The sequence below is a fragment of the Plesiomonas sp. PI-19 genome (genome assembly GCF_021368255.1).
GTDB lineage: Bacteria > Pseudomonadota > Gammaproteobacteria > Enterobacterales > CAMTGL01 > Plesiomonas > Plesiomonas shigelloides.
This window is the reverse complement of record NZ_JAJNMQ010000001.1, coordinates 2,474,688-2,498,355: the sequence shown is the minus strand read 5'-3', so window position 1 is coordinate 2,498,355 and position 23,668 is coordinate 2,474,688. Positions and strand designations below refer to the sequence as shown.

20 protein-coding genes and 3 tRNA genes are annotated in these 23,668 nt (G+C 53.9%); 16 read left to right on the top strand and 7 right to left on the bottom strand.

What is annotated here, in order from left to right; translation table 11 throughout:
• The first annotated feature begins 13 nt into the window (after nt 1–13).
• Together mtgA and LQ901_RS11060 are read left to right on the top strand one after the other, a co-directional pair.
• A complete protein-coding gene (gene mtgA / locus LQ901_RS11065) occupies nt 14–718 on the top strand; it encodes a monofunctional biosynthetic peptidoglycan transglycosylase (RefSeq protein WP_064977223.1) in 705 nt (234 codons plus the stop codon).
• A gap of 238 nt (nt 719–956) precedes the next feature.
• Nucleotides 957–1,922 (top strand): endonuclease/exonuclease/phosphatase family protein, encoded by a 966-nt coding sequence (locus LQ901_RS11060; RefSeq protein ID WP_064977224.1) that lies wholly within the window; start codon nt 957–959, stop codon nt 1,920–1,922.
• Between the two features lie 137 nt (nt 1,923–2,059).
• Here the strand turns inward: LQ901_RS11060 and LQ901_RS11055 are convergent, their stop codons facing one another.
• A complete protein-coding gene (locus LQ901_RS11055; RefSeq protein ID WP_152136096.1) occupies nt 2,060–3,577 on the bottom strand; it encodes a LysM peptidoglycan-binding domain-containing protein in 1,518 nt (505 codons plus the stop codon).
• Between the two features lie 73 nt (nt 3,578–3,650).
• Nucleotides 3,651–4,409 (bottom strand): hydroxyacylglutathione hydrolase, encoded by a 759-nt coding sequence (gene gloB / locus LQ901_RS11050; protein WP_152136719.1) that lies wholly within the window; start codon nt 4,407–4,409, stop codon nt 3,651–3,653.
• Nucleotides 4,410–4,574: 165 nt separating this feature from the next.
• Here gloB and LQ901_RS11045 point away from each other — a divergent pair, with 165 nt between their 5' ends.
• Nucleotides 4,575–5,327 carry a class I SAM-dependent methyltransferase gene (locus LQ901_RS11045; protein ID WP_052181344.1) on the top strand — a complete coding sequence of 251 codons (753 nt, stop codon included), beginning with the start codon at nt 4,575–4,577 and terminating at the stop codon, nt 5,325–5,327.
• Here LQ901_RS11045 and rnhA read toward each other — a convergent pair.
• Nucleotides 5,290–5,757, bottom strand: coding sequence for a ribonuclease HI (gene rnhA, locus LQ901_RS11040; RefSeq protein ID WP_010862458.1), 468 nt, complete (start codon nt 5,755–5,757; stop codon nt 5,290–5,292). The two genes, LQ901_RS11045 and rnhA, sit on opposite strands and share 38 nt — an antisense overlap.
• A 54-nt stretch (nt 5,758–5,811) precedes the next feature.
• Here rnhA and dnaQ point away from each other — a divergent pair, with 54 nt between their 5' ends.
• From dnaQ to LQ901_RS11015, 5 genes are all read left to right on the top strand, one after another.
• Nucleotides 5,812–6,543: a DNA polymerase III subunit epsilon gene (gene dnaQ / locus LQ901_RS11035; RefSeq protein ID WP_010862457.1), complete on the top strand. Its 732-nt coding sequence runs from the start codon at nt 5,812–5,814 to the stop codon at nt 6,541–6,543.
• Between the two features lie 89 nt (nt 6,544–6,632).
• A complete protein-coding gene (locus LQ901_RS11030) occupies nt 6,633–8,084 on the top strand; it encodes a choice-of-anchor X domain-containing protein (RefSeq protein ID WP_152136098.1) in 1,452 nt (483 codons plus the stop codon).
• 257 nt (nt 8,085–8,341) lie between these two features.
• A tRNA-Asp gene (locus tag LQ901_RS11025) sits at nt 8,342–8,418 on the top strand.
• 103 nt (nt 8,419–8,521) lie between these two features.
• A tRNA-Asp gene (locus LQ901_RS11020) sits at nt 8,522–8,598 on the top strand.
• Nucleotides 8,599–8,671: 73 nt separating this feature from the next.
• Nucleotides 8,672–8,748 (top strand) — tRNA-Asp (locus LQ901_RS11015).
• A gap of 123 nt (nt 8,749–8,871) precedes the next feature.
• On the opposite strand, the gene LQ901_RS11010 is transcribed toward LQ901_RS11015, so the two are convergent.
• Both LQ901_RS11010 and fadE read right to left on the bottom strand, forming a co-directional pair.
• Nucleotides 8,872–9,510 carry a hypothetical protein gene (locus LQ901_RS11010; protein ID WP_152136099.1) on the bottom strand — a complete coding sequence of 213 codons (639 nt, stop codon included), beginning with the start codon at nt 9,508–9,510 and terminating at the stop codon, nt 8,872–8,874.
• Nucleotides 9,511–9,843: 333 nt separating this feature from the next.
• Nucleotides 9,844–12,285: an acyl-CoA dehydrogenase FadE gene (gene fadE, locus LQ901_RS11005; protein WP_152136100.1), complete on the bottom strand. Its 2,442-nt coding sequence runs from the start codon at nt 12,283–12,285 to the stop codon at nt 9,844–9,846.
• A 213-nt stretch (nt 12,286–12,498) separates the two neighbouring features.
• On the opposite strand from fadE, the gene lpcA reads away from it, so the two are divergent.
• Together lpcA and LQ901_RS10995 are read left to right on the top strand one after the other, a co-directional pair.
• Nucleotides 12,499–13,080 carry a D-sedoheptulose 7-phosphate isomerase gene (gene lpcA / locus LQ901_RS11000; RefSeq protein ID WP_010862453.1) on the top strand — a complete coding sequence of 194 codons (582 nt, stop codon included), beginning with the start codon at nt 12,499–12,501 and terminating at the stop codon, nt 13,078–13,080.
• Nucleotides 13,081–13,204: 124 nt separating this feature from the next.
• Nucleotides 13,205–13,975: a class II glutamine amidotransferase gene (locus LQ901_RS10995; protein ID WP_152136107.1), complete on the top strand. Its 771-nt coding sequence runs from the start codon at nt 13,205–13,207 to the stop codon at nt 13,973–13,975.
• Nucleotides 13,976–14,154: 179 nt separating this feature from the next.
• On the opposite strand, the gene LQ901_RS10990 is transcribed toward LQ901_RS10995, so the two are convergent.
• Nucleotides 14,155–14,757 carry a peroxiredoxin C gene (locus LQ901_RS10990; protein ID WP_010862451.1) on the bottom strand — a complete coding sequence of 201 codons (603 nt, stop codon included), beginning with the start codon at nt 14,755–14,757 and terminating at the stop codon, nt 14,155–14,157.
• Between the two features lie 123 nt (nt 14,758–14,880).
• On the opposite strand from LQ901_RS10990, the gene LQ901_RS10985 reads away from it, so the two are divergent.
• The 3 genes from LQ901_RS10985 to aceA all read left to right on the top strand — a co-directional run bounded on the left by LQ901_RS10985 (nt 14,881) and on the right by aceA (nt 19,341).
• Nucleotides 14,881–15,786 carry a hydrogen peroxide-inducible genes activator gene (locus LQ901_RS10985; RefSeq protein WP_039046701.1) on the top strand — a complete coding sequence of 302 codons (906 nt, stop codon included), beginning with the start codon at nt 14,881–14,883 and terminating at the stop codon, nt 15,784–15,786.
• Nucleotides 15,787–16,356: 570 nt separating this feature from the next.
• Nucleotides 16,357–17,967: a malate synthase A gene (gene aceB / locus LQ901_RS10980; RefSeq protein WP_064977230.1), complete on the top strand. Its 1,611-nt coding sequence runs from the start codon at nt 16,357–16,359 to the stop codon at nt 17,965–17,967.
• A 63-nt stretch (nt 17,968–18,030) separates the two neighbouring features.
• Complete coding sequence (aceA, locus tag LQ901_RS10975) at nt 18,031–19,341, top strand: isocitrate lyase (RefSeq protein WP_010862448.1); 1,311 nt, start codon at nt 18,031–18,033, stop codon at nt 19,339–19,341.
• Between the two features lie 182 nt (nt 19,342–19,523).
• On the opposite strand, the gene LQ901_RS10970 is transcribed toward aceA, so the two are convergent.
• Nucleotides 19,524–20,045 carry a CBS domain-containing protein gene (locus LQ901_RS10970; protein WP_064977231.1) on the bottom strand — a complete coding sequence of 174 codons (522 nt, stop codon included), beginning with the start codon at nt 20,043–20,045 and terminating at the stop codon, nt 19,524–19,526.
• A gap of 230 nt (nt 20,046–20,275) precedes the next feature.
• On the opposite strand from LQ901_RS10970, the gene LQ901_RS10965 reads away from it, so the two are divergent.
• From LQ901_RS10965 to tgt, 3 genes are all read left to right on the top strand, one after another.
• Nucleotides 20,276–21,286, top strand: coding sequence for a trypsin-like serine protease (locus LQ901_RS10965; RefSeq protein ID WP_167550116.1), 1,011 nt, complete (start codon nt 20,276–20,278; stop codon nt 21,284–21,286).
• 65 nt (nt 21,287–21,351) lie between these two features.
• On the top strand, nt 21,352–22,398 hold the full coding sequence (queA, locus tag LQ901_RS10960; RefSeq protein WP_064977233.1) for a tRNA preQ1(34) S-adenosylmethionine ribosyltransferase-isomerase QueA: 1,047 nt from the start codon (nt 21,352–21,354) through the stop codon (nt 22,396–22,398).
• 141 nt (nt 22,399–22,539) lie between these two features.
• Nucleotides 22,540–23,667 carry a tRNA guanosine(34) transglycosylase Tgt gene (tgt, locus tag LQ901_RS10955; RefSeq protein ID WP_064977234.1) on the top strand — a complete coding sequence of 376 codons (1,128 nt, stop codon included), beginning with the start codon at nt 22,540–22,542 and terminating at the stop codon, nt 23,665–23,667.
• The last annotated feature ends 1 nt before the right edge of the window (nt 23,668 follow it).

Here is a 23,668-nt window from a genome sequence, read left to right as displayed (position 1 = left end):
ATCAACACTGCGCATGAGGGAAAAGCTCAGACGATGGCGACGCATTCTGGTGCGGCTATTAGCGGTCGGTTTTGGCATGCTGCTCGCCTTGATTGTGGCTTACCGCTTTGTGCCCGTGGCGCTCCCTAACGTGATTATCGAGCGTTATGTGGAAGCCTATGCGCAAGGTCATTTTGCCTTTAGCGCTCGCCATGACTGGGTCAGTAGCGATCAGATTGCGCCGGCCATGAAGTTGGCGGTAATCGCTGCTGAAGACCAACGTTTTGCTGAAAACTTTGGTTTTGACTGGGACGCTATTCGTAAAGCGTTGCAGCACAACGAGCGTGGGCGTAGTGTGCGAGGCGGCTCGACCATCACCCAGCAAACGGCCAAAAATGTCTTTTTATGGGGCGAGCGTTCGTGGCTGCGCAAAGGGCTGGAAGCGGGGATCACTGTGCTGTTGGAAACTTTTTGGAGTAAAGAGCGGATTTTGACGGTCTATCTAAACAGCATTGAGTTTGGTCCTGGCATATTTGGCGTTGAAGCCGCGGCGCATCACTACTTTCATAAGCCGGCGAGTCGCTTAACCAGCCGTGAAGCAGCGCTGTTGGCGGCAGTATTACCGAATCCGATTCGCTATAAGGTGCAAGCGCCATCCGGTTATGTGGTGCGGCGTCAGCAGTGGATTTTGCGTCAAATGCGTCAGCTCGGTGGTACGGCGGCGGTTGCTGATTTATAGCCGCATTGCCGCTGTAGCACGAGCTGTACACTCTACCTGCCGCTGATGCAGTGCATAAAATTTCACCAGTTAGCTAGGCGGCGTAGCCAACTTTTGTTACTTTAGCGGTCTTGTATACCGTGTAAGACCAGCACAAGGTTGCCGGTACCGAGTAGCAAAACAGGTTGTCGCGGCGCCGCTTAGCGTGTCGTGGTTGAGCGAAATTTGACGTTCCCGTACCGGATGGTTTTACAGTCGGATGAAAGGTAAAAAACGTTTACTGCTAGGCACCACAGCGTCGTTGCTGGCGGTGGGCGCGTGGCAGTGGCCGGTCGATGTGCCGGATGACAGTGTGGTTTTGCAGTATCAGCCTGCCGCAGCGGCGGCGGTGATGCAAGGCTGTGGCAGTGAATCGGATCAGGGTCAGTACCTGAATGCCGACTCGCTCAAAGTGCTGGTCTGGAATATCTATAAACAGCAGCGTAGCGACTGGTTACAGGCGCTGTCTGAGTTTGCTCATGGCTCGCAACTGGTGTTGTTGCAAGAGGCGCAGGCCTCGCCTGAGTTACTGCGTTATGCCACGCACCGCTATCCAGCAGTGGCGCAAGTGGCGGCATTTTCCATTCGTGAGCAGATGGCGGGGGTGATGACACTCTCTTCTGCCGATGCCGAATACTATTGCCCACTGCGCGAATGGGAGCCGTGGTTACAGCTGCCGAAATCCTCGCTGGTTAGCGTGTATGCGCTCAATAATGGCGAATCCCTGATGGTGGTGAATGTGCATGCGGTGAACTTCACCATGGGCGTGCAGGCCTATCGGCAGCAGTTACATCAGGTGATGGCACAAATCGCTCTGCATCAAGGGCCAGTGATCTTGGCCGGTGATTTTAATAGCTGGAGTACCACGCGTCTGGCGTTGCTACGTCATATGGCGGCCAGTGTCGGTTTGCATGAAGTACCGTTTGCCCAAGATCAGCGCAAGCAGGCGTTTGGCTATCCATTGGATCATGTCTTTTATCGCGGCCTGAAGATAGAAGATGCGGCGGTGCTCAATACCGATGCGTCAGATCATAATCCGTTGGCGGTGACTTTCCGTTTGCCTAGTCGACCAGACGCCGCTGCACAGCAAGCGGCGGTGACATCGCGACCGAAAGCGGTGGCCACCACACCGGCTGTTAAAAATCCGGCCGTTAAAAAAGCGCCGTCTGTGACGTTGCAGCCGTAGATCCAGATATCGGGCGGTATAGCGAGCCGCATATCTAACTGCATATTGAACCCATATCGAAGCTAAATCAGTACTCAATAAAAAGGCAGCCAATCGGCTGCCTTTTTATTGTCTGCTTGCATCACGTTTAAGCGTTATCAGCTTTTCACTTTCACCGTCAGGACGGTGCCAGGCTTGAGAACGCTCTTGCGGCTCAAGTCATTCCAGCGCACCAAGTCATCGACAGCGACGCCGTGGCGTTGGGCAATGCTGTACAGAGAGTCGCCTTTACGTGCGCGATAGGCAATCTCCGTTGGCGCGTCGCTCTTCAGTTTCAGCGTTTGCCCAAGCTTGAGACGGCTGCTGACGCTGATCCGGTTTAACTTGGCCAGCTCACTGCTGCTCATGTTATGGCGACGGGCAATCGTCGACAGGGTATCGCCCGATTTGACTTTGTAGCTGCTGGTTACGCTGTTTTTGGCGATACGGCTGTCATCGCCGTTCTGCGCACTACTGCGGGTTCCGCTGCGGTTATTCTTGGCCAGATATTCGCTTTGCGACAATGGCAGCAAGATATATTGACCACGACGAATGCCGGCCCCGTTGAGCTCATTGATCTGCTTGATATCCAGCGCAGAGATCTCGTAACGACGCGCCAGCACATCCAAACTTTCACCGGCTTGGACTTTGTGGCGTACCACGCGAACAGTTAAATCATCCCCATTTTCGCGCAAAATCTTCTTAAACTGCTTAGCTTTTTGCTTTGGCAGCATCAGATAGTGCGGACCGGTAGGGGCCGTGGCCAGCGTTTTATAGGCCGGGTTCAGGGTTTGCAATTCAGACACTGACATCCCCACCACTTGCGCGGCAGTATTCAGATCAAATTGCTGGCCCACATTTACCCGTGCCAGCGCCGTAGACTTATCGATATGCGGCAGATTCAGCGCATAGCGGTCGGCATTGCGGATAATTTCGCTCAACGCCAAGACTTTCGGCACATACAGCGCCGTTTCGCGCGGCAGATTCAAGGACCAGTAGTCAGTAGGCTTACCGTGTGCGCGGTTGGCTTTGATGGCTTTTTGGATCCGACCTTCGCCCGCGTTGTAAGCGGCCAGCGTCATCATCCAATCGCCGTCAAACATGGTGTTGAGGCGCTGTAACAGATCCAGCGCAGCGCGCGTAGAGGCGCCTACATCGCGGCGGCCGTCATACCACCAGTTTTGGTCTAAACCAAAGCGGCGGCCAGTTGCCGGGGTGATCTGCCATAATCCGGCGGCATTGGCGCTGGATAAGGCGTTCGGATCAAAAGCACTCTCCACCATGGGTAACAACGCGACTTCCATCGGCATATTACGCTTCTTAACTTCCTCTACTATCCAGTACAGGTAAGGTTCTGAGCGTTCTGCCACACGTTGGAGATGACTCTTATTACGCAAGTAGCGTGATTTTTGACTGCGGATCCGTTCGTTGTTCGGTACATCTAGTTTCAGTTCGTTGCCAATGAAGTCCCACACATTTTGCTGTGCGAGCTGTTCATCGGCCCATCGCGACGATGACGGGTCAGCGTCGTCACGAACTGATGACTCCTGCGTGCTAGGGTACGGCGTCGACGCGTGATTCGGCGCCTGACAGCCGGCCAGCAACACGGAGGCAAATATCAGTGCTCGTGCCTTCATGTTATTCCGGTCGGTTGTTGCTTAAAAGATGTGCAATAATACTTATCTGACCACCGGCTGACAACCTTAAGGCTTAAAACTGGTCTTTTAGAGCACGTAATTGTGCAAAAATTGAGCTTTCAGATGGATTTTTACCCGACTTTTGCAACGCGTTTCGCAAACTTGGCGCGTGACAACGTAAAAAAGGATTTAAGGCTTTTTCACGGCGCAAGGTCGACGGCAAGGTCGGTAAGTGCTGATGACGCAGTGTCGCGACATCTTGTGAATAGTCATTTAACGCCGGATTTTCTGGCTCCAGATGGCAGGCAAAGCGCAAGTTGGCTGCGGTATATTCATGTGCCGCGCACACCAGTGTGCTGTCCGGCAATTGGCTTAAGCGTTGCAGTGAGTCATACATCTGCTCTGCACTGCCCTCGAACAAGCGTCCGCAACCGATAGAAAACAGGGTATCGCCACAAAACAAGATGCCATCGGCGTAATAGCAAACATGGCCGAGGGTATGACCGGGCGTGGCAATCACCTGCCATCGCTGATCTGCATCGGCTAAGGTTACGGTTTCACCGCCTTGCACCAGATGGGTCGGCTGTACGGCGGCCGTTTCTTGTGGCCCAATCACCAACACATTGGGGTAGTGACGGCGCAGCGTCTCAACCCCTGCGGTATGGTCACCGTGATGGTGGGTGAGTAAAATAGCATGCAGGTTCAATTGCTGCTGGCTAAGTACGCGCAGCACCGGTTCGGCTTCGCCGGGGTCGACCACCACTGCCTGTTGCTGATCGCGGCAAAACAGCCAGATGTAATTATCCGTTAACGCGGGTATGCTGAGTAACATGGCCTAGTTCCTTGTGTCGTGACGTTTACCGGGGCTTGTATCGTTAATGGGTATCGTAACTTGTCCCGCTACAGTCCCGTTACATACAGTAGTGCCGTTCCCTTTGATGGGCGTTGTTGTGCTTGACGCCATTGGCGTTGGCTTTCTGGTTACGAGGATAATAGAGTGATTCGTCCGGCTCGTACATCCCGTGTTATTTTGCCCCCATTGGGCTGGTCAATGATCCCGAAAGGGGAGCGTTACCGTGAGTTACTGCATCAGACATTAGCGCCATGGTGGGGGAAAATCTTTGGTTTTCATCTACTGAAGTTAGGTGCGCTGAGCGCAGATCTCGATAGCTCCGCATCACCCATCCAACATCATGTGGCGGTGGCGCCCGAAGGCCCACAACTTAGCGTGCTGGCTGACCCTGATTGCTTGCCCTTTACCAATAAAGCGTTTGATGCTGCGCTACTGGCGTTTACGCTGGATTACGCCAGTGATCCGCATGCGGTACTGCGCGAAGTTGACCGAGTGCTGGTGGATGATGGGTATCTGATTTTGATTGATTGCAACCCGTTTAGTCTGGCGGGGATTGGCCGCTGTGTACCGCTGCTGCGGCGCCGCTTTCCCTATCAGTGCCGGATGTTTGCACCGTTTCGGATCACCGATTGGCTGCATCTGCTCAATTATGAAGTGATCCATGCCGAGGCGATGCTACCGTTTCCGGGGCGAGCCAGTTCGCGGCGACTGGCGGGATTTTGCACTTGCCATCTACCGGTGCTGGGCAGTTGGCGCTTGCTGGTGGCGCGTAAGCGCACCATCCCGCTGATCCTGACCGGCTCTAAGCGGGCATTGAATAACCCGCGAATGATGTATCCGGTCAGTGCCTGTCAGCAGGTTAACTCTCCGGCTGATAGCCGGTGTCATCCTGAGTAGGATTTTCTGCGGCGCTGCGCGCCAGTTGATCGCACAGTTCGTTTTCGCGGTGGCCCGCGTGCCCTTTAACCCAGTGCCACGCCACATCATGGCGGGCAGCGGCCAAATCTAAGCGCTGCCATAAATCGGCATTTTTTACCGGCTGCTTAGAGGCGGTTTTCCAGCCACGTTTTTTCCAGTTATGGATCCAGCTGGTGATCCCTTGGCGGACATACTGGCTGTCAGTGGTTAAGTCCACATGACACGGCTCTTTTAGGGTCTCCAAACCGACGATTGCGGCCAGCAACTCCATACGGTTGTTGGTGGTAAGACGAAAACCGCCGCTGAGCTGTTTTTCATGCTGGCGGTAACGCAGTACGATACCGTAACCACCGGGACCGGGGTTGCCGAGGCAGGAGCCGTCCGTAAACAGGGCTATCTGTTTTTGCATCTTGGTTAAACCCGTTATTATTTTCTAAACCCAAAGTCTGACATAAATACCGCTATGAGCACAGATTCAAACCGTATTGTTGTACTGGATACCGAAACCACCGGTATGAACAAACTGGGCGTGCACTATGAAGGGCACAAGATCATCGAGATCGGGGCGGTGGAAATTGTTAACCGCCGTTTAACCGGTCGGCATTTTCATGTCTATATCAAGCCCGATCGTTTAGTTGATCCGGAAGCCATTGCGGTTCACGGGATCACCGATGAATTTTTGCAAGACAAGCCCGAGTTTGCCGCTGTCGCCGATGAGTTTATTAACTTTATCCGCGGCGCTGAGCTGGTAATCCATAACGCGCCGTTCGATATCGGCTTTATGGATTATGAATTTGAGCTATTAAACCGTGGGTTAGCCAAAACCGAGACCTTCTGCCGCATCACCGATACCTTGGCGATGGCGCGTAAGATTTTCCCCGGTAAGCGTAATAACCTCGATGCCTTGTGTGATCGTTACGGGATAGATAACAGCCACCGTACCCTGCACGGGGCGTTACTCGATGCCGAGATCTTGGCTGACGTCTATCTGTTGATGACCGGCGGCCAGACCTCACTGGCGTTTAGCGGCGATAGCGAAGAGCACAATACTAACCATCAAGGCGATGTACAGCGCAGCGTGGTGCCACAATTGTCTCTAAAGGTTGTCCGTGCTTCAGCCGATGAATTAGAAGCGCATGAATCCCGTTTGGATCTGGTTCAGAAGAAAGGGGGCTCATGCCTTTGGCGCGTTTGAGTTAAGGACTGTGGCTAGCCGCCATGACTTAATTTAGCGCGGCTTACCACAGTAGACACAAACAGCGAAGCGAGAAGTGAGGAGCGGGCATGCACAACGGGCTGGATAACGGCGCTACGATCACGGCACGGATGGGCATTACCCGGTGGTCGAATCGACTCACACGGCCTCGTAGGTTGGCGTTTCGTATGTTGGCCTGCTGTCTGGGCGTGACCCTATCGGCCAGTGTGGCAGCCATGGACTCTGACGCCGCGGCGCCGATGACGCCACCGGACAGCATTACCGTCGAGCACGATGCCATCTTTGCGAACCGTTTTCGCCTCGACCGCACGGTACAGTGGCTCACTTTGCTGATCAGCCGCAGCGATAATCAAGAACAACTGGTCTTAGTGCAGCCGGATGGCAGTAAGCTCAACGCCCGGATGGACAGTCCCGATGTGCATTGGTGGCGCTCGCCCACACTGGAGATTGTGACCATCAATCGTCCGATGCAAGGCCCGTGGCAAGTGTCAGCACCCGAAGGCACGGTAAGCACCTTCATCGGAGTGCCGGACATGCAATTGAGCGCCGATAGCATGCCGCAGCCGCTGTATCAGCATGAACAGTTGAAACTGACTGCGCGAGTGCTGGTCAACAACCAGCCTTTGCTGCGCACGGATATTTTGCAGCATCTGCGGCTGCATGCCGAGTTTGTGCCGGTTAATGCCAATCACGCCTTACAAGCAGGACAAGACACCGTACGCGCCGGACGTCCGGCAGTAATGGCGGGTGAGCTGCGTGATGATGGACAACATCTCGACGCCAAAGCCGGCGATGGCATCTTTACCATGCAATTACCGGTGAATCCGGCGCCCGGCGAGTATGTTCTGACCATCAATACCGGTGACGGCATTTACCTACCGCCATTTCGTGAGCAGGTAACGGTGCATCCGATGCCGCTGCAGGCACAATTCTTACAAGGGCGTACTGCCAGTCAAAATCATCGGCTCGATGTCAGCAGTGATGCGACGCGCATCGTGCCCGGCTCATTGTTAGTGCGGGTGGATGAAAAGATCCCCGGCGGCCTCAATGCCGAATATCAGGTACAGGCACCGGCCACTGGCAATAGCGTGAGTCTGGAGATCCCGCAGCGTGATTTTATCGGTAATTACAGCCTGACGGCGTGGATTTATGCCCAGCAAGTGGGCGACCGACCATTATCGCTGTTATTGCCTGAGCAACGCTTTATGGTGGTGACCAGCCAGCAGCAAACCCAGCAGCTACTTAATCAGCTGGCGCAGCAAAAGCAGCAGCAAGCTTTAAGCGAACAGGCACAGGCCGAGCTGGCCTCAGTCACGCAAGCGGCGCGCAACCAAGGCTCACACCGTCTGCAAATGGTGCTGTTAGGCACCGTGCTGGTGGTGGGCATATTTGGCGCGGCCATTTGGGGCGGCATGGCCCTGCGCCGCGCTCATCAGCGCCGTCAGGCTTTGCAGGTGTTGCGTCATCAGCAAGCCAGCAGCCAGAAAGTCGGCCAGCGCGATCTCTCCAGTTCGCGCTAAAACGCACTACTGGTAGCAAAGTTGCAGGGCTGGTGGGCCATCAGGCGCTGTATCTCTGCCTCAATGAGTCACGTGGATAGCGGGGGAGGGTTTCGGCAGAGCCGCGCTCATTGCCTGTGCTTACTTGCTGAAAATAGAGTGCTTTGCCGGTTTTTTATGCGAATGAAGTGAAAAAAGCAGATTTTGTGTAAAAGGCTATTGACTCATTTGCGGATGAACCCTATTATTCGCCCCGCTTGCGACGGCAAGCATTGAGCGGTGCGGTAGTTCAGTCGGTTAGAATACCGGCCTGTCACGCCGGGGGTCGCGGGTTCGAGTCCCGTCCGCACCGCCACTTATTTTGTGAATGATGTTGCTGAATATCGCTGAACAGGTATTATCAGGAACATGGTTCAAAGCAACAACCGATTTAAAAGCGAAAGCTTGCACAGTTTCGCGGTGCGGTAGTTCAGTTGGTTAGAATACCGGCCTGTCACGCCGGGGGTCGCGGGTTCGAGTCCCGTCCGCACCGCCAACAATTAGAAAAAACGCGTTCCGAGTACTGATGCGGAATTGCGTAGAAGCGAAAGCTTCGACACCAGTTTCGCGGAGCGGTAGTTCAGTCGGTTAGAATACCGGCCTGTCACGCCGGGGGTCGCGGGTTCGAGTCCCGTCCGCTCCGCCACTTTATCAACCCAGACAGCTTGCTGTCTGGGTTTTTTCTTGCCTACGCTCTGGCGATTTGGCCAGATTTCTGTCTTCTGTCTTCTGTCTTCTGTCTTCTGTCTTCTGTCTTCTGTCTTCTGTCTTATCCGGTATGGCGAACCAACAACAGATTGGCTTGGTTGCGCTGAGTGGTGTGTTCTGCAGGATGATGCCAATCGGGTGCCGGCAGGCGAGCCCAGCTTAGGCCTTGCTGCAAGGCGGAGAGTTGAGTGAGGCGAAAATAAAATGCCGTGGTATTGGGTTTGATGACCGCCTGCGGCAAACGGATCGCTTCCCCCAGTTCAAATAGCCAATATTGTTGTTCGCCCTGCGCGGGTGGCGTTTGGCTCCCGGTTTGTTCGCGGCTTAATTTTTCCCGCGCCGTGAGGCGAATACTGAGCACCGGATAGACGAAAAAAGCTTTTTGCACGGTGGGATCGTTGACCGGAACGGCCACGGCGCAGTAGCGAATTTGAGCCATTTGGCGAGTGAACATCCCTTGGCGGCGGCTGGTACTGACCGGCATGTGATACCAACGCGCGCGCCCTTCACGAAAGGCCGCGGCATAGCGCGGATCACGCTTGTGCACGGAGCTAACGATCAAGGTCAGCTCCGGATTGACCGAGCAGCTGCGCTGCGCGTGGCGGTAGCAGGTATGCTCGTGGCGAGCCGCTCGCTCGGTAATCGGGGCGACGGATGCAACACTCGTGGGCTCGGTTGTGGGCGTGGCGGCAATGGGCATGATCGTTTCCTTCTGACCTCAAACTGACAACAGTGTTCGCTGCTACCGCGGCAGAATATCCGGTTTCCATACCGGCTTGCCATGGCCCACCTCGGGCGGTAATCGCACCGGAGTGTGCAGCTCGGCGCGTGAAACGGTGGTGGCAGCGATGAAATTTTCGCACAGTTAAAATTAGTGTAGCCGTGGCTGCTGCTGGTGAGGGCGTAGAGCACGAAATAAACGCCGAAACAGCGATCTGTTTCGCTTTTTACCGGATAAAAAATGGGCTGCATCGGCAGCCCAGAGTGTGAGAGAGCATGTTAAAACGTAGGGAACCCTTGTGGGGTGACCCACTTAGCTTGTCGGTGCTTCGCTGGATACCGATTGACCTGCCGGTAATACGCGCGGATCAAAATCATCCACATTGATACTGCGCAGGCGTCCATGTTCGGCGCGGATCAGCAATTGCGCCTCTTCCGCGTGGATCACGCCTGCCTCCAAAGCGCGAGCTGCCAATTTATCTAGCCCTGTGAATGGATACGCGGTATTAAAATGCTGACAAATCTTACGGAACAGCGGCTCGGCGTGCAGAATATCGCGCAGCGCTTCTTCCAACTGACCTGCTGGGTTGCCTTCGGTCGGCGCGAGATATTGACCGCGGCCTAAGCGATCACGGGTCGGTGATGGGGTTTGCAGTAACCGCGCCAACTGGTGATCCAAGGCATCATCAGGTCGACGAGCACGCGCCCCCAGCGGCAGCAGGATCAAACGCAGCAGCCCAGCGATCGGACGTTGCGGCAAATTAGCCAGAATATCTAACAAGGCCTGTTCGGCTTGCCATAGGCAATCTTGTACCCCCCAATGCAGTAGCGGCAGATCGGCTTCCAGTCGGCCTTCGTCTTCAAAGCGCTTCAGCGCGGCTGAGGCTAAGAACAGTTGGCTCAGAATATCGCCCAAGCGCGCTGAAATGCGCTCGCGCCGTTTTAGGCTGCCACCAAACAATCCCATGCTGACATCCGACAGCAGTGCCAGATTGGCCGACAGGCGATTGATGCGCTGATAGTAACGCGCCGTATCATCGTGTACTGGGGCGGCGCTGGTGCGGCCATTGGTCAGGCCGAGCCACAGTGAACGGGCTAAATTGGTGCACACAAACCCGATATGGCCGAACAGGGCGTTGTCGAAATGCTCAGTGGCGTACGGCTCTTCTTCCATCACCGCCTGCATTTCGCGTAACACATACGGATGGCAGCGAATCGCGCCTTGGCCATAGATAATCATGCTGCGGGTGAGGATGTTGGCACCTTCTACCGTGATGGCGATCGGTGCGCCTTGATAGGCTCGGGCTAAGAAGTTGGACGGCCCCATGCAAATCCCCTTACCGCCGACGATGTCCATGGCATCTATCAGGCAGCGCTGGCCGCGGTGGGTACAGTGATATTTGACGATCGCTGAGACCACTGCGGGCTTTTCACCCAGATCGATAGCGGTGGTGGCTAAGGTGGCTGCGGCGTCCATCACATACACGTTACCGGCCAGCCGCGCCAACGGCTCTTCGATCCCTTCCATATGGCCTATCGGCATTTTAAATTGGCGACGAATGCGGGCGTAAGCACCGGTAGCCAGCGCGGCGCTTTTGCTGCCGCCGGTGGCGTTAGAGGGCAGAGTGATCCCTCGTCCGACCGATAAGCACTCCATCAGCATGCGCCAACCTTGACCGGCCATTACCTGACCGCCAATGATGTAATCCAACGGCACAAAGACGTTGTCACCACGTGTCGGCCCGTTTTGGAATGGCACGTTGAGAGGGAAGTGGCGGCGACCAATTTGCACGCCTGGGGTGTGGGTTGGGATCAGGGCGCAGGTGATCCCTAAGTCCTCCTCCATCCCCAATAAATGCTCGGGATCGTGCAGTTTGAACGCCAGCCCCAGCACGGTCGCAATCGGTGCGAGGGTGATGTAGCGCTTATTCCACGTCAGGTAAATACCGACAATCTCTTCGCCTTGCCACTGGCCACGGCCAATAATGCCGATATCAGGGATTGCGCCGGCATCAGAGCCCGCCTCTGGGCTGGTCAGGGCAAAACAGGGGATCTCGTCGCCACGGGCTAAACGCGGCAGGTAATAATTTTTTTGCGCTTCAGTGCCGTAGTGTTGCAGCAGCTCACCGGGGCCGAGTGAGTTTGGCACGCCAACGGTGGAAGAGAGCACGCCAGATACGCCGGCCAATTTTTGCAGTACCCGCGCCTGCGCGTAGGCGGAAAACTCCAGCCCGCCATACTCTTTGCGGATGATCATGGCAAAAAAGCGCTGCTCTTTCAGGTAGTGCCAAATCGGGGCGGGCAGGTCAGCCAATTCATGGGTGATTTCAAAATCACGCGCCATGCTGCACAGGGTTTCGACGGGGCCATCTAAGAAGGCTTGTTCTTCCGGACTTAGCTGCGGTTTTGGGTAGTTTTGCAGCAGTTGCCACTGTGGTTCACCGCGGAACAATTCCCCTTCCCACCAGGTGGTTCCTGCTTCAATTGCTTCTTTTTCGGTGCGAGACATGGCCGGCATGATATGGCGGAAGGTTCGCAAGATCGGGGCGCTGATCCATTTTTTACGCAGGGACAGGAAGTTCAGTGGCAGCACCACAATAAGTACTGGGAGCCACAACCACAAGGTTTCAGGGGCGAGCAGTGCGCACAGCAAAGCCGAGCCAAGACAGACGCGACTGCTCAGAAGCAGAGGGATCCGGTGATAAGCCAAGGCACCGAGCAGGATCAGGCTCAGTACAATAAGAATCAGGGTCATGGTGCGCACTCCTTAATTTAGGTCAGAGGTCTGACCTGATAACAGGAATGTTTTAGTTCAAAATCAAACCGGCAGCAAGTTGTTTACATTGAAATTACAACAAACCGCTGCTGATTCGTTATCAGCCGTGTAACTGCCTGTATGCTTCTCGCCGTTGCAGCAATTGGTTACACTGCCAAGGATTCCGATAATAACTGACCTGAGGTTTTACCCATGTACCATGATCTGATCCGTGCGGAGCTGTGTGAAGCGTCTGAGGTGCTGAATAATTTTCTGGCCGATGAAAAGAACATTGCCAGCATTGAAGATGCTGCGCGTCTGATTGCTGATTCCTTCAAAGCCGGTGGCAAAGTCTTGTCATGTGGTAATGGCGGCTCGCACTGTGACGCAATGCATTTTGCCGAAGAGCTGACCGGTCGTTACCGTGAAAATCGCCCGGGTTATCCGGCGATTGCTATCTCTGACCCGAGCCATCTGTCTTGCGTGAGCAACGATTTTGGTTATGACTATGTATTCTCTCGCTATGTTGAAGCGGTAGGCCGTGAGGGCGATGTGCTGCTGGGCATTTCTACGTCTGGTAACTCGGGCAACATCATCAAGGCGATTGAAGCGGCGCGTGCCAAGGGCATGAAAGTGCTGACCCTGACCGGTAAAGACGGCGGCAAGATGGCCGGTAGTGCCGATGTTGAAATTCGTGTGCCACACTTTGGTTATGCGGATCGTATTCAGGAAGTGCATATTAAAGCCATCCATATCATGATCCAGCTGATTGAAAAGGAAATGGCTGGCGCGTAATGGCGTAGTTGGGCGTGCGGGGCCGGTATGGCGGCGTAGCTGTCGTGGTGCCGGCTCACGGATATATCCAGTAGAGCGCAAAGATACCGCCGCCAAGAGTCAAGGGCAGGAAAGGAGACCGCGTATGTGCGAATTACTCGGCATGAGTGCCAATGTCCCGACGGACATCTGCTTTAGTTTTACCGGACTGGCGCGGCGCGGTGGGCAAACCGGCCCGCATAAAGACGGTTGGGGAATTACGTTCTACGAAGGGCGCGGTTTTCGTACCTTTAAAGATCCGCTCCCCAGCGCCAATTCGCGTATTGCGCAGCTGGTGCAAGACTACCCAATCAAATCTTGCGCGGTGGTCGCGCATATTCGCCAAGCTAATAGCGGTCCGGTGTCACTGGAAAATACCCATCCCTTTACGCGTGAGCTATGGGGGCGTTATTGGACCTATGCCCACAATGGCCAGCTCACCGACTTACCGGCGTTGGCTGATGGCCGTCAGCGCCCTGTCGGGCAAACTGACAGCGAACATGCCTTTTGCTGGTTACTCAATTGCCTTGAGCAACGTTATCCTGCGCCGCTGCAAGATTGGCCGGCCATGTTCGCCTACGTCGCGACCTTAGCCGCGCAGCTGCAACAGCGCGGGGTGTTTAATATGCTGTTGTCGGACGGTGAGTTTGTGATGGCTTATTGCGGCACTAAGCTGCATTGGCTGACCCGTCGTGCGCCGTTTGGCAAAGCCACCTTGCTGGATGAAGACGTGATGATTGATTTTCAGCAGCAGACTACGCCGCAAGATGTGGTGACGATCATCGCTACGCAGCCATTGACCCAAGATGAAGTGTGGCATCCGATGCAACCGGGCGAGTATGGCCTGTTCCGTTATGGTGAGTGGTTAAATCGCTAACTGAATATAGGTGGTTACCGTTTGGGTCGTGATGCCTTGTCATGGGGCACAGGTCTGACGCATCTGGCATCGTTAGCGATGAAGCATAGTCAGCCATCAAGCGCAGAAAAAAACGCTTATCCCAAGGGATAAGCGTTTTTCATTACGTCAGTTTACACAGCTCTTGGGCTGCTTAGCGATTACAGATCGCCAGAGTTTTCTGCCAGGAAGCGAGCTACGCCGTCCGGAGAGGCTTCCATCGCTTTCTTGCCTTTTTCCCACTGAGCTGGGCACACATCGCCATGCTCTTCGTGGAATTGCAGCGCATCAACCATACGCAGCATTTCATCAATGTTACGGCCCAGTGGCAGGTCGTTTACTACCTGATGACGCACAACGCCGTGCTTGTCGATCAGGAAAGAACCACGCAGAGCAACACCCGCTTCTTCCAGCTCAACACCGTAAGCGCGGCAGATGTCGTGTTTAACGTCAGCAACCAGTGGGTAACGAACTTCGCCGATACCGCCCTTGTCTACTGGGGTCTTACGCCATGCGTTGTGGGTGAATTCGGAGTCGATAGAAACACCAATCACCTCAACACCGCGTTTTTGGAACTCTTCGATGCGGTGATCAAAAGCGATCAGCTCAGAAGGGCACACAAAAGTGAAGTCCAGCGGATAGAAGAACAGAACGGCCGCTTTACCTGCGATGTGCTGCTTCAGGTTGAAATTATCAACGATTTCACCGTTACCCAGTACTGCTGCTGCAGTAAAGTCTGGGGCTTGACGTGCTACCAGAACCATAGCAACTCCCGTATTGATTCAGTTAGAGGTGATGAGAATATTCTCAGACAACGAGAATTAGTGTAGGGAAGATGGTACATTGAGGAAAGCGAAAAAAAACGATTGTTGTAATCGGATTTTACGATGAATAATAAATGGCCTTCCCTGAAACAACTGCATTATCTTGTTACCCTGCACGACGTGCGCCACTTCAACCGCGCTGCCCGAGCCTGTTACGTTAGCCAGTCTACGCTAAGCAGCGGCATTCAGAGCCTAGAAGAACGGCTGGGATGTACATTAATTGAACGGGATCACAAATCCTTTATCTTCACCCCCAGTGGCGAAGAGGTGGTTAAACGCGCCCGTGAACTGTTGGCGCGGACATTAGATTTGACCGATTTTGCCGCTAGCCAAACGGCTGAAATGGAAGGGCAGTTGCGGGTCGGCTGCATTCCAACCATTGCCCCGTTCTTGTTGTGTGATTTGGTCAAACAGGTGCAACAGCGCTATCCCAAACTGGAGTTGGTATTGCGTGAAGATACCACTTCGGTGCTGATTGATGCGCTCAAAGGCGGTCAGCTGGATGTCTTGCTGTTGGCGTTACCGGTGGACATTCATGGCTTGCACAGCCGGATCGTGGGTCGTGATAAGTTCAAAATGGTGCTGCCCAAAGCGCTGGCTAGCCAATTGCACATGCCATTGGATTTCAATCAGCTGCCGGATGGCTCGGTGTACTTGCTGGAGCGCGAGCATTGCTTGACCGAGCATGCCTTAACTGCCTGTCATCTGGCTTACAGCGATAAAATCAATCCGTTTACCGCCACCAGTTTGCATACCTTGGTACAAATGGTGGCCAATGGGTTGGGCACCACCTTTGTGCCGCAAATGGCCATTCGCCAAGGGCTAGTACAAAATCTGGATCTGGTGATCACCGATCCGCCTCATGCGCCGGCCTACCGTGATATCGGTTTGGTCTGGCGACCGAGCTCCAGCCGCGTTAATACCTTCAGCAAGCTCGGCGAGATAGTCGGTGAGCTGCTAAACGAATAAAAATCCTGTTGTTTACCTTTACGGCGCAGCAATCCTCTATGCTGGCCGTTGGGCATTTTATTATTCGATGTGCTCGCCGCCGGTATTTACTTTCAGTCAGCCGGTTTCAGGTTTTTATAGCCTGAAATCGGTGTTGTTCACATTGGTTCGATTTTTTCTCTATAACCCCGCGTTTCGTTGGCTTTTTTTCTTTTCCTGTCCGAGTCTTTTTGTATTACGCCGTCGTGTACGCGACTGGTGTGTTAGTGTTTTGTAATAAAATAACTGAAAGACTTTCATTTTGGTGGTGGGACACGAGAAGCAAAAACGGAAGTCTCTCCCTTTTTAGAGCAATGACTTTATAGGGATATTCAGCATATTCATTTTTTTATCTCGCTGAGCTGAAACCATTTTTCAGCAAATTCAAACGATAACTTAAAACGCGATGTTGATTTTTTGTTATCGATTGGTCATTTTGTTGCCATAGGGACACGTCATAATCAGCAGCACTGGCTCAGTAATTCGAGCGGTGTATCAGCTTAAGCAATACCGGGTGAGTGGTTGCTAATTTACAAATGATAAGGAAAGGGTATGAGCGGACAACACAATACTTCGGCGCAGCACCCGCTGCTGACCTGTACTGAGCCTCTGACCGCAGAGCAGCAGGCCATCCTTACCCCACAGGCATTGGATTTTCTGGCCGAGCTGGTGACCCGTTTCGCCCCGCAGGTACCGCAATTGCTGGCGGCCCGTGAAGCGTTCCAAGCGCAGATTGATGCCGGTGCATTGCCTGATTTTCTGCCTGAAACCGAGCACATTCGCGAAAAAGCCTGGACTATCCGTGGCGTGCCTGCCGATTTGCGCGATCGCCGCGTAGAGATCACCGGCCCTGTTGAACGCAAAATGATCATCAATGCCTTAAATGCCAACGTTAAAGTCTTCATGGCGGATTTCGAAGACTCCTTGGCTCCGGCGTGGGATAAAGTGATCCAAGGGCAAATCAACCTGCGCGATGCAGTGGATGGCACCATTGAATATCGCAGCGAAGAAGGTAAATCCTACCGACTCAATGCCCATCCGGCGGTGCTGATTTGTCGGGTGCGGGGCTTCCATCTGCAAGAAAAACATATGCGCTATCAAGGCGAGCCTATTCCCGGCAACCTGTTTGATTTTGCACTCTACTTTTTCCATAACCATCAGCGTTTGCTGGCCAAAGGCAGCGGCCCGTATTTCTACCTGCCGAAGATGCAGTCATATCACGAAGCTGCATGGTGGAGTGAGGTGTTCAGTTTCGCCGAAGATCATGTCGGCTTGGCGCGCGGCACCATCAAAGCGACGGCCTTGATCGAGACTCTGCCTGCCGTGTTTCAGATGGATGAGATCCTATATCACCTGCGAGACCACATTGTCGGCCTGAACTGTGGTCGTTGGGACTACATCTTTAGCTATATCAAAACACTGAAAAATCACCCCGATAAAGTCCTGCCAGATCGCCAAGTGGTGACCATGGACAAACCGTTCTTGAGTGCCTATTCGCGCCTACTGATCCGTACCTGTCATCGCCGTGGCGCATTTGCCATGGGCGGTATGGCGGCCTTTATTCCAAGCAAAGATCCGGCGCGTAATGAGTGGGTGCTGAATAAAGTGCGCGCGGATAAAGAGCTGGAAGCCGGTAATGGACATGACGGCACGTGGGTAGCCCACCCCGGCCTTGCCGATGTGGCGATGGCAGTGTTCGACCGCGTACTCGATGGCCGCGCCAATCAACTGGATGTGCGCCGCGAGCATGATGAGCCGGTCACTGCGGCGGATTTGCTGCAACCTTGTGAGGGCGAGCGTACCGAAGAGGGCATGCGCGCCAATATTCGAGTGGCGGTGCAGTACATCGAGGCGTGGATCTCCGGTAACGGCTGTGTGCCCATTTACGGTCTGATGGAAGATGCGGCTACCGCTGAGATTTCGCGTACCTCAATTTGGCAGTGGATCCGGCACCAAAAACGCTTAAGTAACGGCAAGTTGGTGACCAAAGCTTTGTTCAGCGCCATGTTGCGCGAAGAGCTGGCGACCTTACGTGATGAGTTAGGCGCCGAGAAATATGATACAGGTCGCTATGAGGAAGCGGCGGCCTTGATGGAGCAAATCACGGTATCGGATGAGCTGGTCAACTTTCTGACTTTGCCTGGCTACCGTTATCTGAACTGAGTAATGGATTGTAAAGATCCGATAAGCGCCTGACATGAGAACGAAATAAGAGGGAGTTTGACCATGAGCATGACACGCGAACAGCAGATCGCTGCACTGGAAAAAGACTGGAAAGAAAACCCGCGCTGGCAAGGGATCCGCCGTCCTTACACTGCGGCGGAAGTGGTGAACCTGCGTGGCTCGTTTGTGCCTGAGCATTCACTGGCGCAGCGTGGAGCCGAGAAACTGTGGCGTCTGGTCAACGGCGAAGCCAAGAAAGGCTATGTCAACAGTCTGGGCGCGCTGACCGGTGGTCAGGCGGTGCAACAAGCCAAAGCGGGCATCGAAGCGGTGTACTTATCTGGCTGGCAGGTGGCGGCAGATGCCAACTTAGCCTCATCCATGTACCCAGATCAATCACTGTATCCGGCTAACTCTGTGCCAGCGGTGGTGCAGCGTATCAATAACTCCTTCCGCCGCGCCGATCAAATTCAGTGGGCGAACGGCATTGGTCCGGGGGATGCCGGTTATACCGATTATTTCCTGCCCATTGTCGCGGATGCAGAAGCCGGTTTCGGCGGCGTGCTGAATGCGTTTGAACTGATGAAATCGATGATCGAAGCGGGCGCCGGTGCGGTGCACTTTGAAGATCAGTTAGCGTCGGTGAAAAAATGCGGCCATATGGGCGGCAAGGTGCTGGTACCAACCCAAGAAGCGATCCAAAAGCTGGTGGCCGCACGTTTGGCGGCGGACACCTGCGGCGTGCCAACTCTGCTGGTGGCGCGTACCGATGCCGATGCGGCGGATCTGCTGACTTCGGATTGCGATCCGTATGACAGCGATTTTATTACCGGTGAGCGTACCAGTGAAGGCTTCTACCGTACTCGCGCCGGCATCGATCAGGCAATCAGCCGTGCTCTGGCTTATGCGCCGTATGCAGATATGGTGTGGTGTGAAACGTCTAAACCGGATCTGGAGCAAGCGCGTAAGTTTGCCGACGCGGTGCATGCTAAGTTCCCAGGTAAATTGCTGGCGTATAACTGTTCGCCATCGTTTAACTGGAAGAAGAATTTGGACGACGCCACTATCGCGCGCTTCCAACAAGCGCTGTCAGACATGGGCTATAAATACCAGTTCATCACGCTGGCGGGGATCCACAGCATGTGGTTCAACATGTTCGATCTGGCCCATGCTTACGCACAGGGCGAGGGCATGCGTCACTACGTGGAAAAAGTGCAGCAGCCGGAGTTTGCCTGTGCCGACAAGGGCTATACCTTCGTGGCGCACCAGCAAGAGGTGGGCACCGGTTACTTTGATAAGGTGACCAACGTGATCCAAGGCGGTCAGTCATCAGTGACTGCGCTGACGGGCTCAACCGAAGAAGATCAGTTCTAAGGTGAGGCCTCCTCTCTGCGGGTAATGCGGCAGTTGGGATACGGAAAAACAGGCTATACCGAAAATCAAACCTAAAACGAAAAGGAGAAGCATAGGCTTCTCCTTTTTTGTGTATTTTCTTTGTGTGCTTTCGCTGGAACAGTCGTTTGAATTGAGGCGTCGATAATCCTGCAACGCCGGACTTACTCGTCGCCGTTATTGGTACGCACCTGTGGAGTAAGATCAACGGATAAGCCATTGAGGCTGTCGTCATCCAACTCATCTTGCTCTGGCGGATCGGTTTCCTCTTCCAGCTCCAGCAGATGAATCGCCACCGCCACGAAATCGGAATCGGTAATGATCCCCACCAGTTTGCTTTGTTCGGTAACCGGCAGACAGCCGATCCGGTGTTTAAACAGGATCTGCGCTGCGGCGCGAATACCGGCATGCAGATCGATAGTCAGCACTCGGGTTCGCATCAGCTCGCCAAGCTGGATCTCATTCTCCTGCTCAATGCGCCGATTCTCGCTTAACGACAGTAGGCAAGATGTCTGCGCCGCCAGAATGTCGCGCTGGGTGATCAGCCCGATTAATTGCATCTCGTCATCCACGATTGGGATGTGCCGGATCCTGTGCTGAGCCATCAGCACGCGGGCATCGGTGAGACTGTTATCAGCCCGCAAAGTGTACGGATTAGATGTCATGATATCGCCGATAAGCAGCATGATAGCCCTCCTCCGGATTTAACTGCGCATACCGCAACCGTAACGCAACACAGGAAAAATGCCTGCGAAGTGAATCAAATATCCTTTAACAATCTCGCCCAAGCCGAGAAAGATTGCATAAACTCGCGGTGAGTGTTTTTTAACCGTATCGCAGAGTGCAGGATAAGTACAGGCAGGGACGAAGGATGGGGTGTCAACATACACGGGCAATCAACAACGGGTGCATCAGCATGTTGGCTATGCTGATGTTAGGCATGACGCCAGCGCAGACGTTCGCACAAACAGTTACTCCAGAAGCGCCGAGCGTACGGGTGATTGGCGGGCAAGATGTCGCTTCAGTACATACCTACCCGTGGATGGGGTTGCTGCAGGTGCGTAAAACCACTGCGGATCAAACCAGCCAATTGCTGTGTGGTGCCTCGTTTATCAATTCTGGTTGGGTACTGACCGCTGCCCACTGTGTGGCGGATAAAACGTGGCTGGCCGGAGCCAGCGATGTCAGTGTATTTGCCGGTCAGGTGGATAAAGACCGTTTTACACCTGCCGATGAGCATCCTGCAGCGCAAGTGTATGTGCACCGTGACTACAATCCTGATAGCCAGCTGAATGACATTGCGCTGATCCGGTTATCGGTCAGCTATACCGGTGGCACATTGGCGTTAGCCAATGAAGCGCAATCTCAGCATGCGTTGGTTACACCACAAGGTTTGCGCATTCTCGGCTGGGGCAAAACGTCGAATAGCGCGACCCAAGGCAGTACCGTTTTGCAAACGGCACTGTTAAATCCTATCGATGCGCAAGTCTGCCAGACGGCATGGCCGGGATTACCCGATAGCGCGTTTTGTGCGAAAGGGGATGAGGTCAGTGCGGGTTCAGGGCAATATGTGGATAGCTGTTTTGGTGACAGTGGCGGCCCACTTATCAGTGAAACAGGCTCCAGTGTACAGGTCGGGATTGTCAGTTTCGGTACGCAAAATTGCGGCACTAACGTCCCCTCGGTGTATACCCGCATCACCTCGTATTTGAGTTGGATCAGCGGAATTCAAGATGGCAGCATTACCGAGGTGTATGCACCCAGTGGCGGTAGCGGCGGTGGTACCGTTACGCCGCCGACCACCGATAATTGCCAGATTGGTGGCGGGATCGAGTGTGGCCCCGGTGAAGGTGGTGGCAGTTTCCCGCTGTGGATCGCCCTGTTTTTGCCGCTGATTTATGTTTTACGGCGAAGAAAGCACGCATAACAACTTGAAGACACCGGCAGGCGGCTCTAGACTAGCCGCCTGTTTATCTCTGCCCGGTGTTGGTTATGCGAGTTGCTGATTTTTCCTTTTCCCTGCCTGAAACGCTGATTGCGCGCTATCCGCAACCTGAGCGTACTTCTAGCCGCCTGTTGTCATTAGACGGCAATAGTGGCGCGTTAACCCACGGCACCTTTGCCGATGTGGTCGACAAAATTCAGCCTGGCGATCTGGTGGTCTTCAACAATACTCGGGTAATTCCGGCGCGTATGTTTGGCCGTAAAGTCTCTGGCGGTAAGCTGGAAGTGTTGGTTGAACGCGTACTGGATGACAAACGTATTCTGGCGCATGTGCGCGCGTCGAAAGCACCGAAGCCGGGTACTGAGCTGTTGCTGGGCGAAGATGAAAGTGTGCGCGCTACTATGCTGGCGCGTCACGATGCGCTGTTTGAAATCGGTTTTGATGACGAGCGCAATGTCTTTGCTATTTTAGATGCGATCGGCCACATGCCGCTGCCGCCGTATATCGACCGTCCGGATGAGGACAGCGATAAAGAGCGCTATCAAACCGTATACAACAAAAAGCCCGGTGCGGTGGCTGCACCGACCGCCGGTCTGCACTTCGATGAGCAGTTGCTGGAAAAACTGCACGCCAAAGGCGTGGAGTTTGCTTTTGTCACTTTGCATGTCGGCGCGGGTACCTTCCAACCGGTGCGCGTTGATACCATTGAAGAGCACCACATGCACTCTGAGTACGCCGAAGTGCCACAAGAGGTGGTGGATGCTGTACTGGCTTGTAAAGCGCGTGGTAACCGCGTAATTGCTGTCGGCACTACCTCGGTGCGTTCACTGGAAAGTGCGGCACGCGCCGCCGGCGAGAGCGCCATCATTGCGCCGTTCCATCGTGATACCGATATCTTTATCTATCCTGGTTATCAATTCAAAGTGGTGGATGCACTGATCACCAACTTCCACCTGCCAGAATCTACCTTGATTATGTTGGTGTCTGCCTTTGCTGGTTATGAGCATGTCATGCATGCTTATCAAGAAGCTGTGGCGAACCAATATCGCTTTTTCAGTTATGGTGATGCGATGTTTATCACGCGTCAGGCATAATTGAGCAATAAGGCCGACGTGGGCGCTACTGCATACCGTCAGCGGGCGCGACGTCTGGCCGGATAATATGAACCTTTCCACAATCCTGTGGTCATTGTCACCGGACGTTATCAGACTGTTTCTCTGATGCGGGGAGAAAAAATGAAATACGAATTAATCACCACCCAAGGTAATGCCCGTCGTGGCCGCTTGGTTTTTGAACGCGGAACCGTGGAAACCCCGGCTTTCATGCCGGTGGGAACTTACGGCACAGTGAAGGGGATGACCCCTGAAGAAGTGCAGGAAACCGGTGCCCAAATTTTGCTGGGTAACACCTTCCACCTGTGGCTGCGTCCAGGTCAGGACATTATGCGTAAGCATGGCGACCTGCATGACTTCATGAAGTGGCCAGGCCCAATCCTGACTGACTCGGGTGGTTTCCAAGTATTCAGTTTGGGTGATATTCGCAAGATCACCGAGGAAGGCGTGCATTTTCGCAATCCAGTAAATGGTGACAAGATATTCCTAAGCCCTGAAAAATCAATGGAAATCCAGTATGATCTGGGTTCCGACATCGTCATGATTTTTGACGAATGTACGCCATACCCGGCGGATTGGGATTACGCCAAGCGCTCGATGGAGATGTCTTTGCGTTGGGCCGATCGTTGCCGTAAGCACTTTGACCAACTGGGCAACAAAAATGCGCTGTTTGGTATTGTGCAGGGTAGCGTGTATGAAGATCTGCGCGACATCTCCGTGAAAGGCCTGACTGAAATCGGCTTTGACGGCTATGCCGTAGGTGGTCTGGCGGTGGGCGAGCCAAAAGAGGATATGCACCGCATTCTGGAGCATACTTGTCCTCAGCTGCCGCAAGACAAACCACGCTATCTGATGGGTGTGGGTAAGCCTGAAGATCTGGTAGAAGGGGTTCGCCGCGGTATCGATATGTTCGACTGTGTGATGCCGACCCGAAATGCGCGTAACGGTCACTTGTTTGTTACGGATGGCGTGGTAAAAATCCGTAATGCCAAGTATCGTGATGACTTGTCGCCATTAGACGCAGAGTGTGATTGCTACACATGTCGCAATTATACACGCGCCTACTTGTATCATCTGGACCGTTGCAACGAAATTCTCGGTGCTCGTTTGAATACCATTCACAATTTGCGTTATTACCAGCGCTTAATGGCCGGCATCCGTCAGGCAATTGAAAACGGTAATTTCGATACGTTTGTGACTGAGTTTTATACGCGTATCGGAAAACCTGTTCCACCTTTGAACCACAAATAAA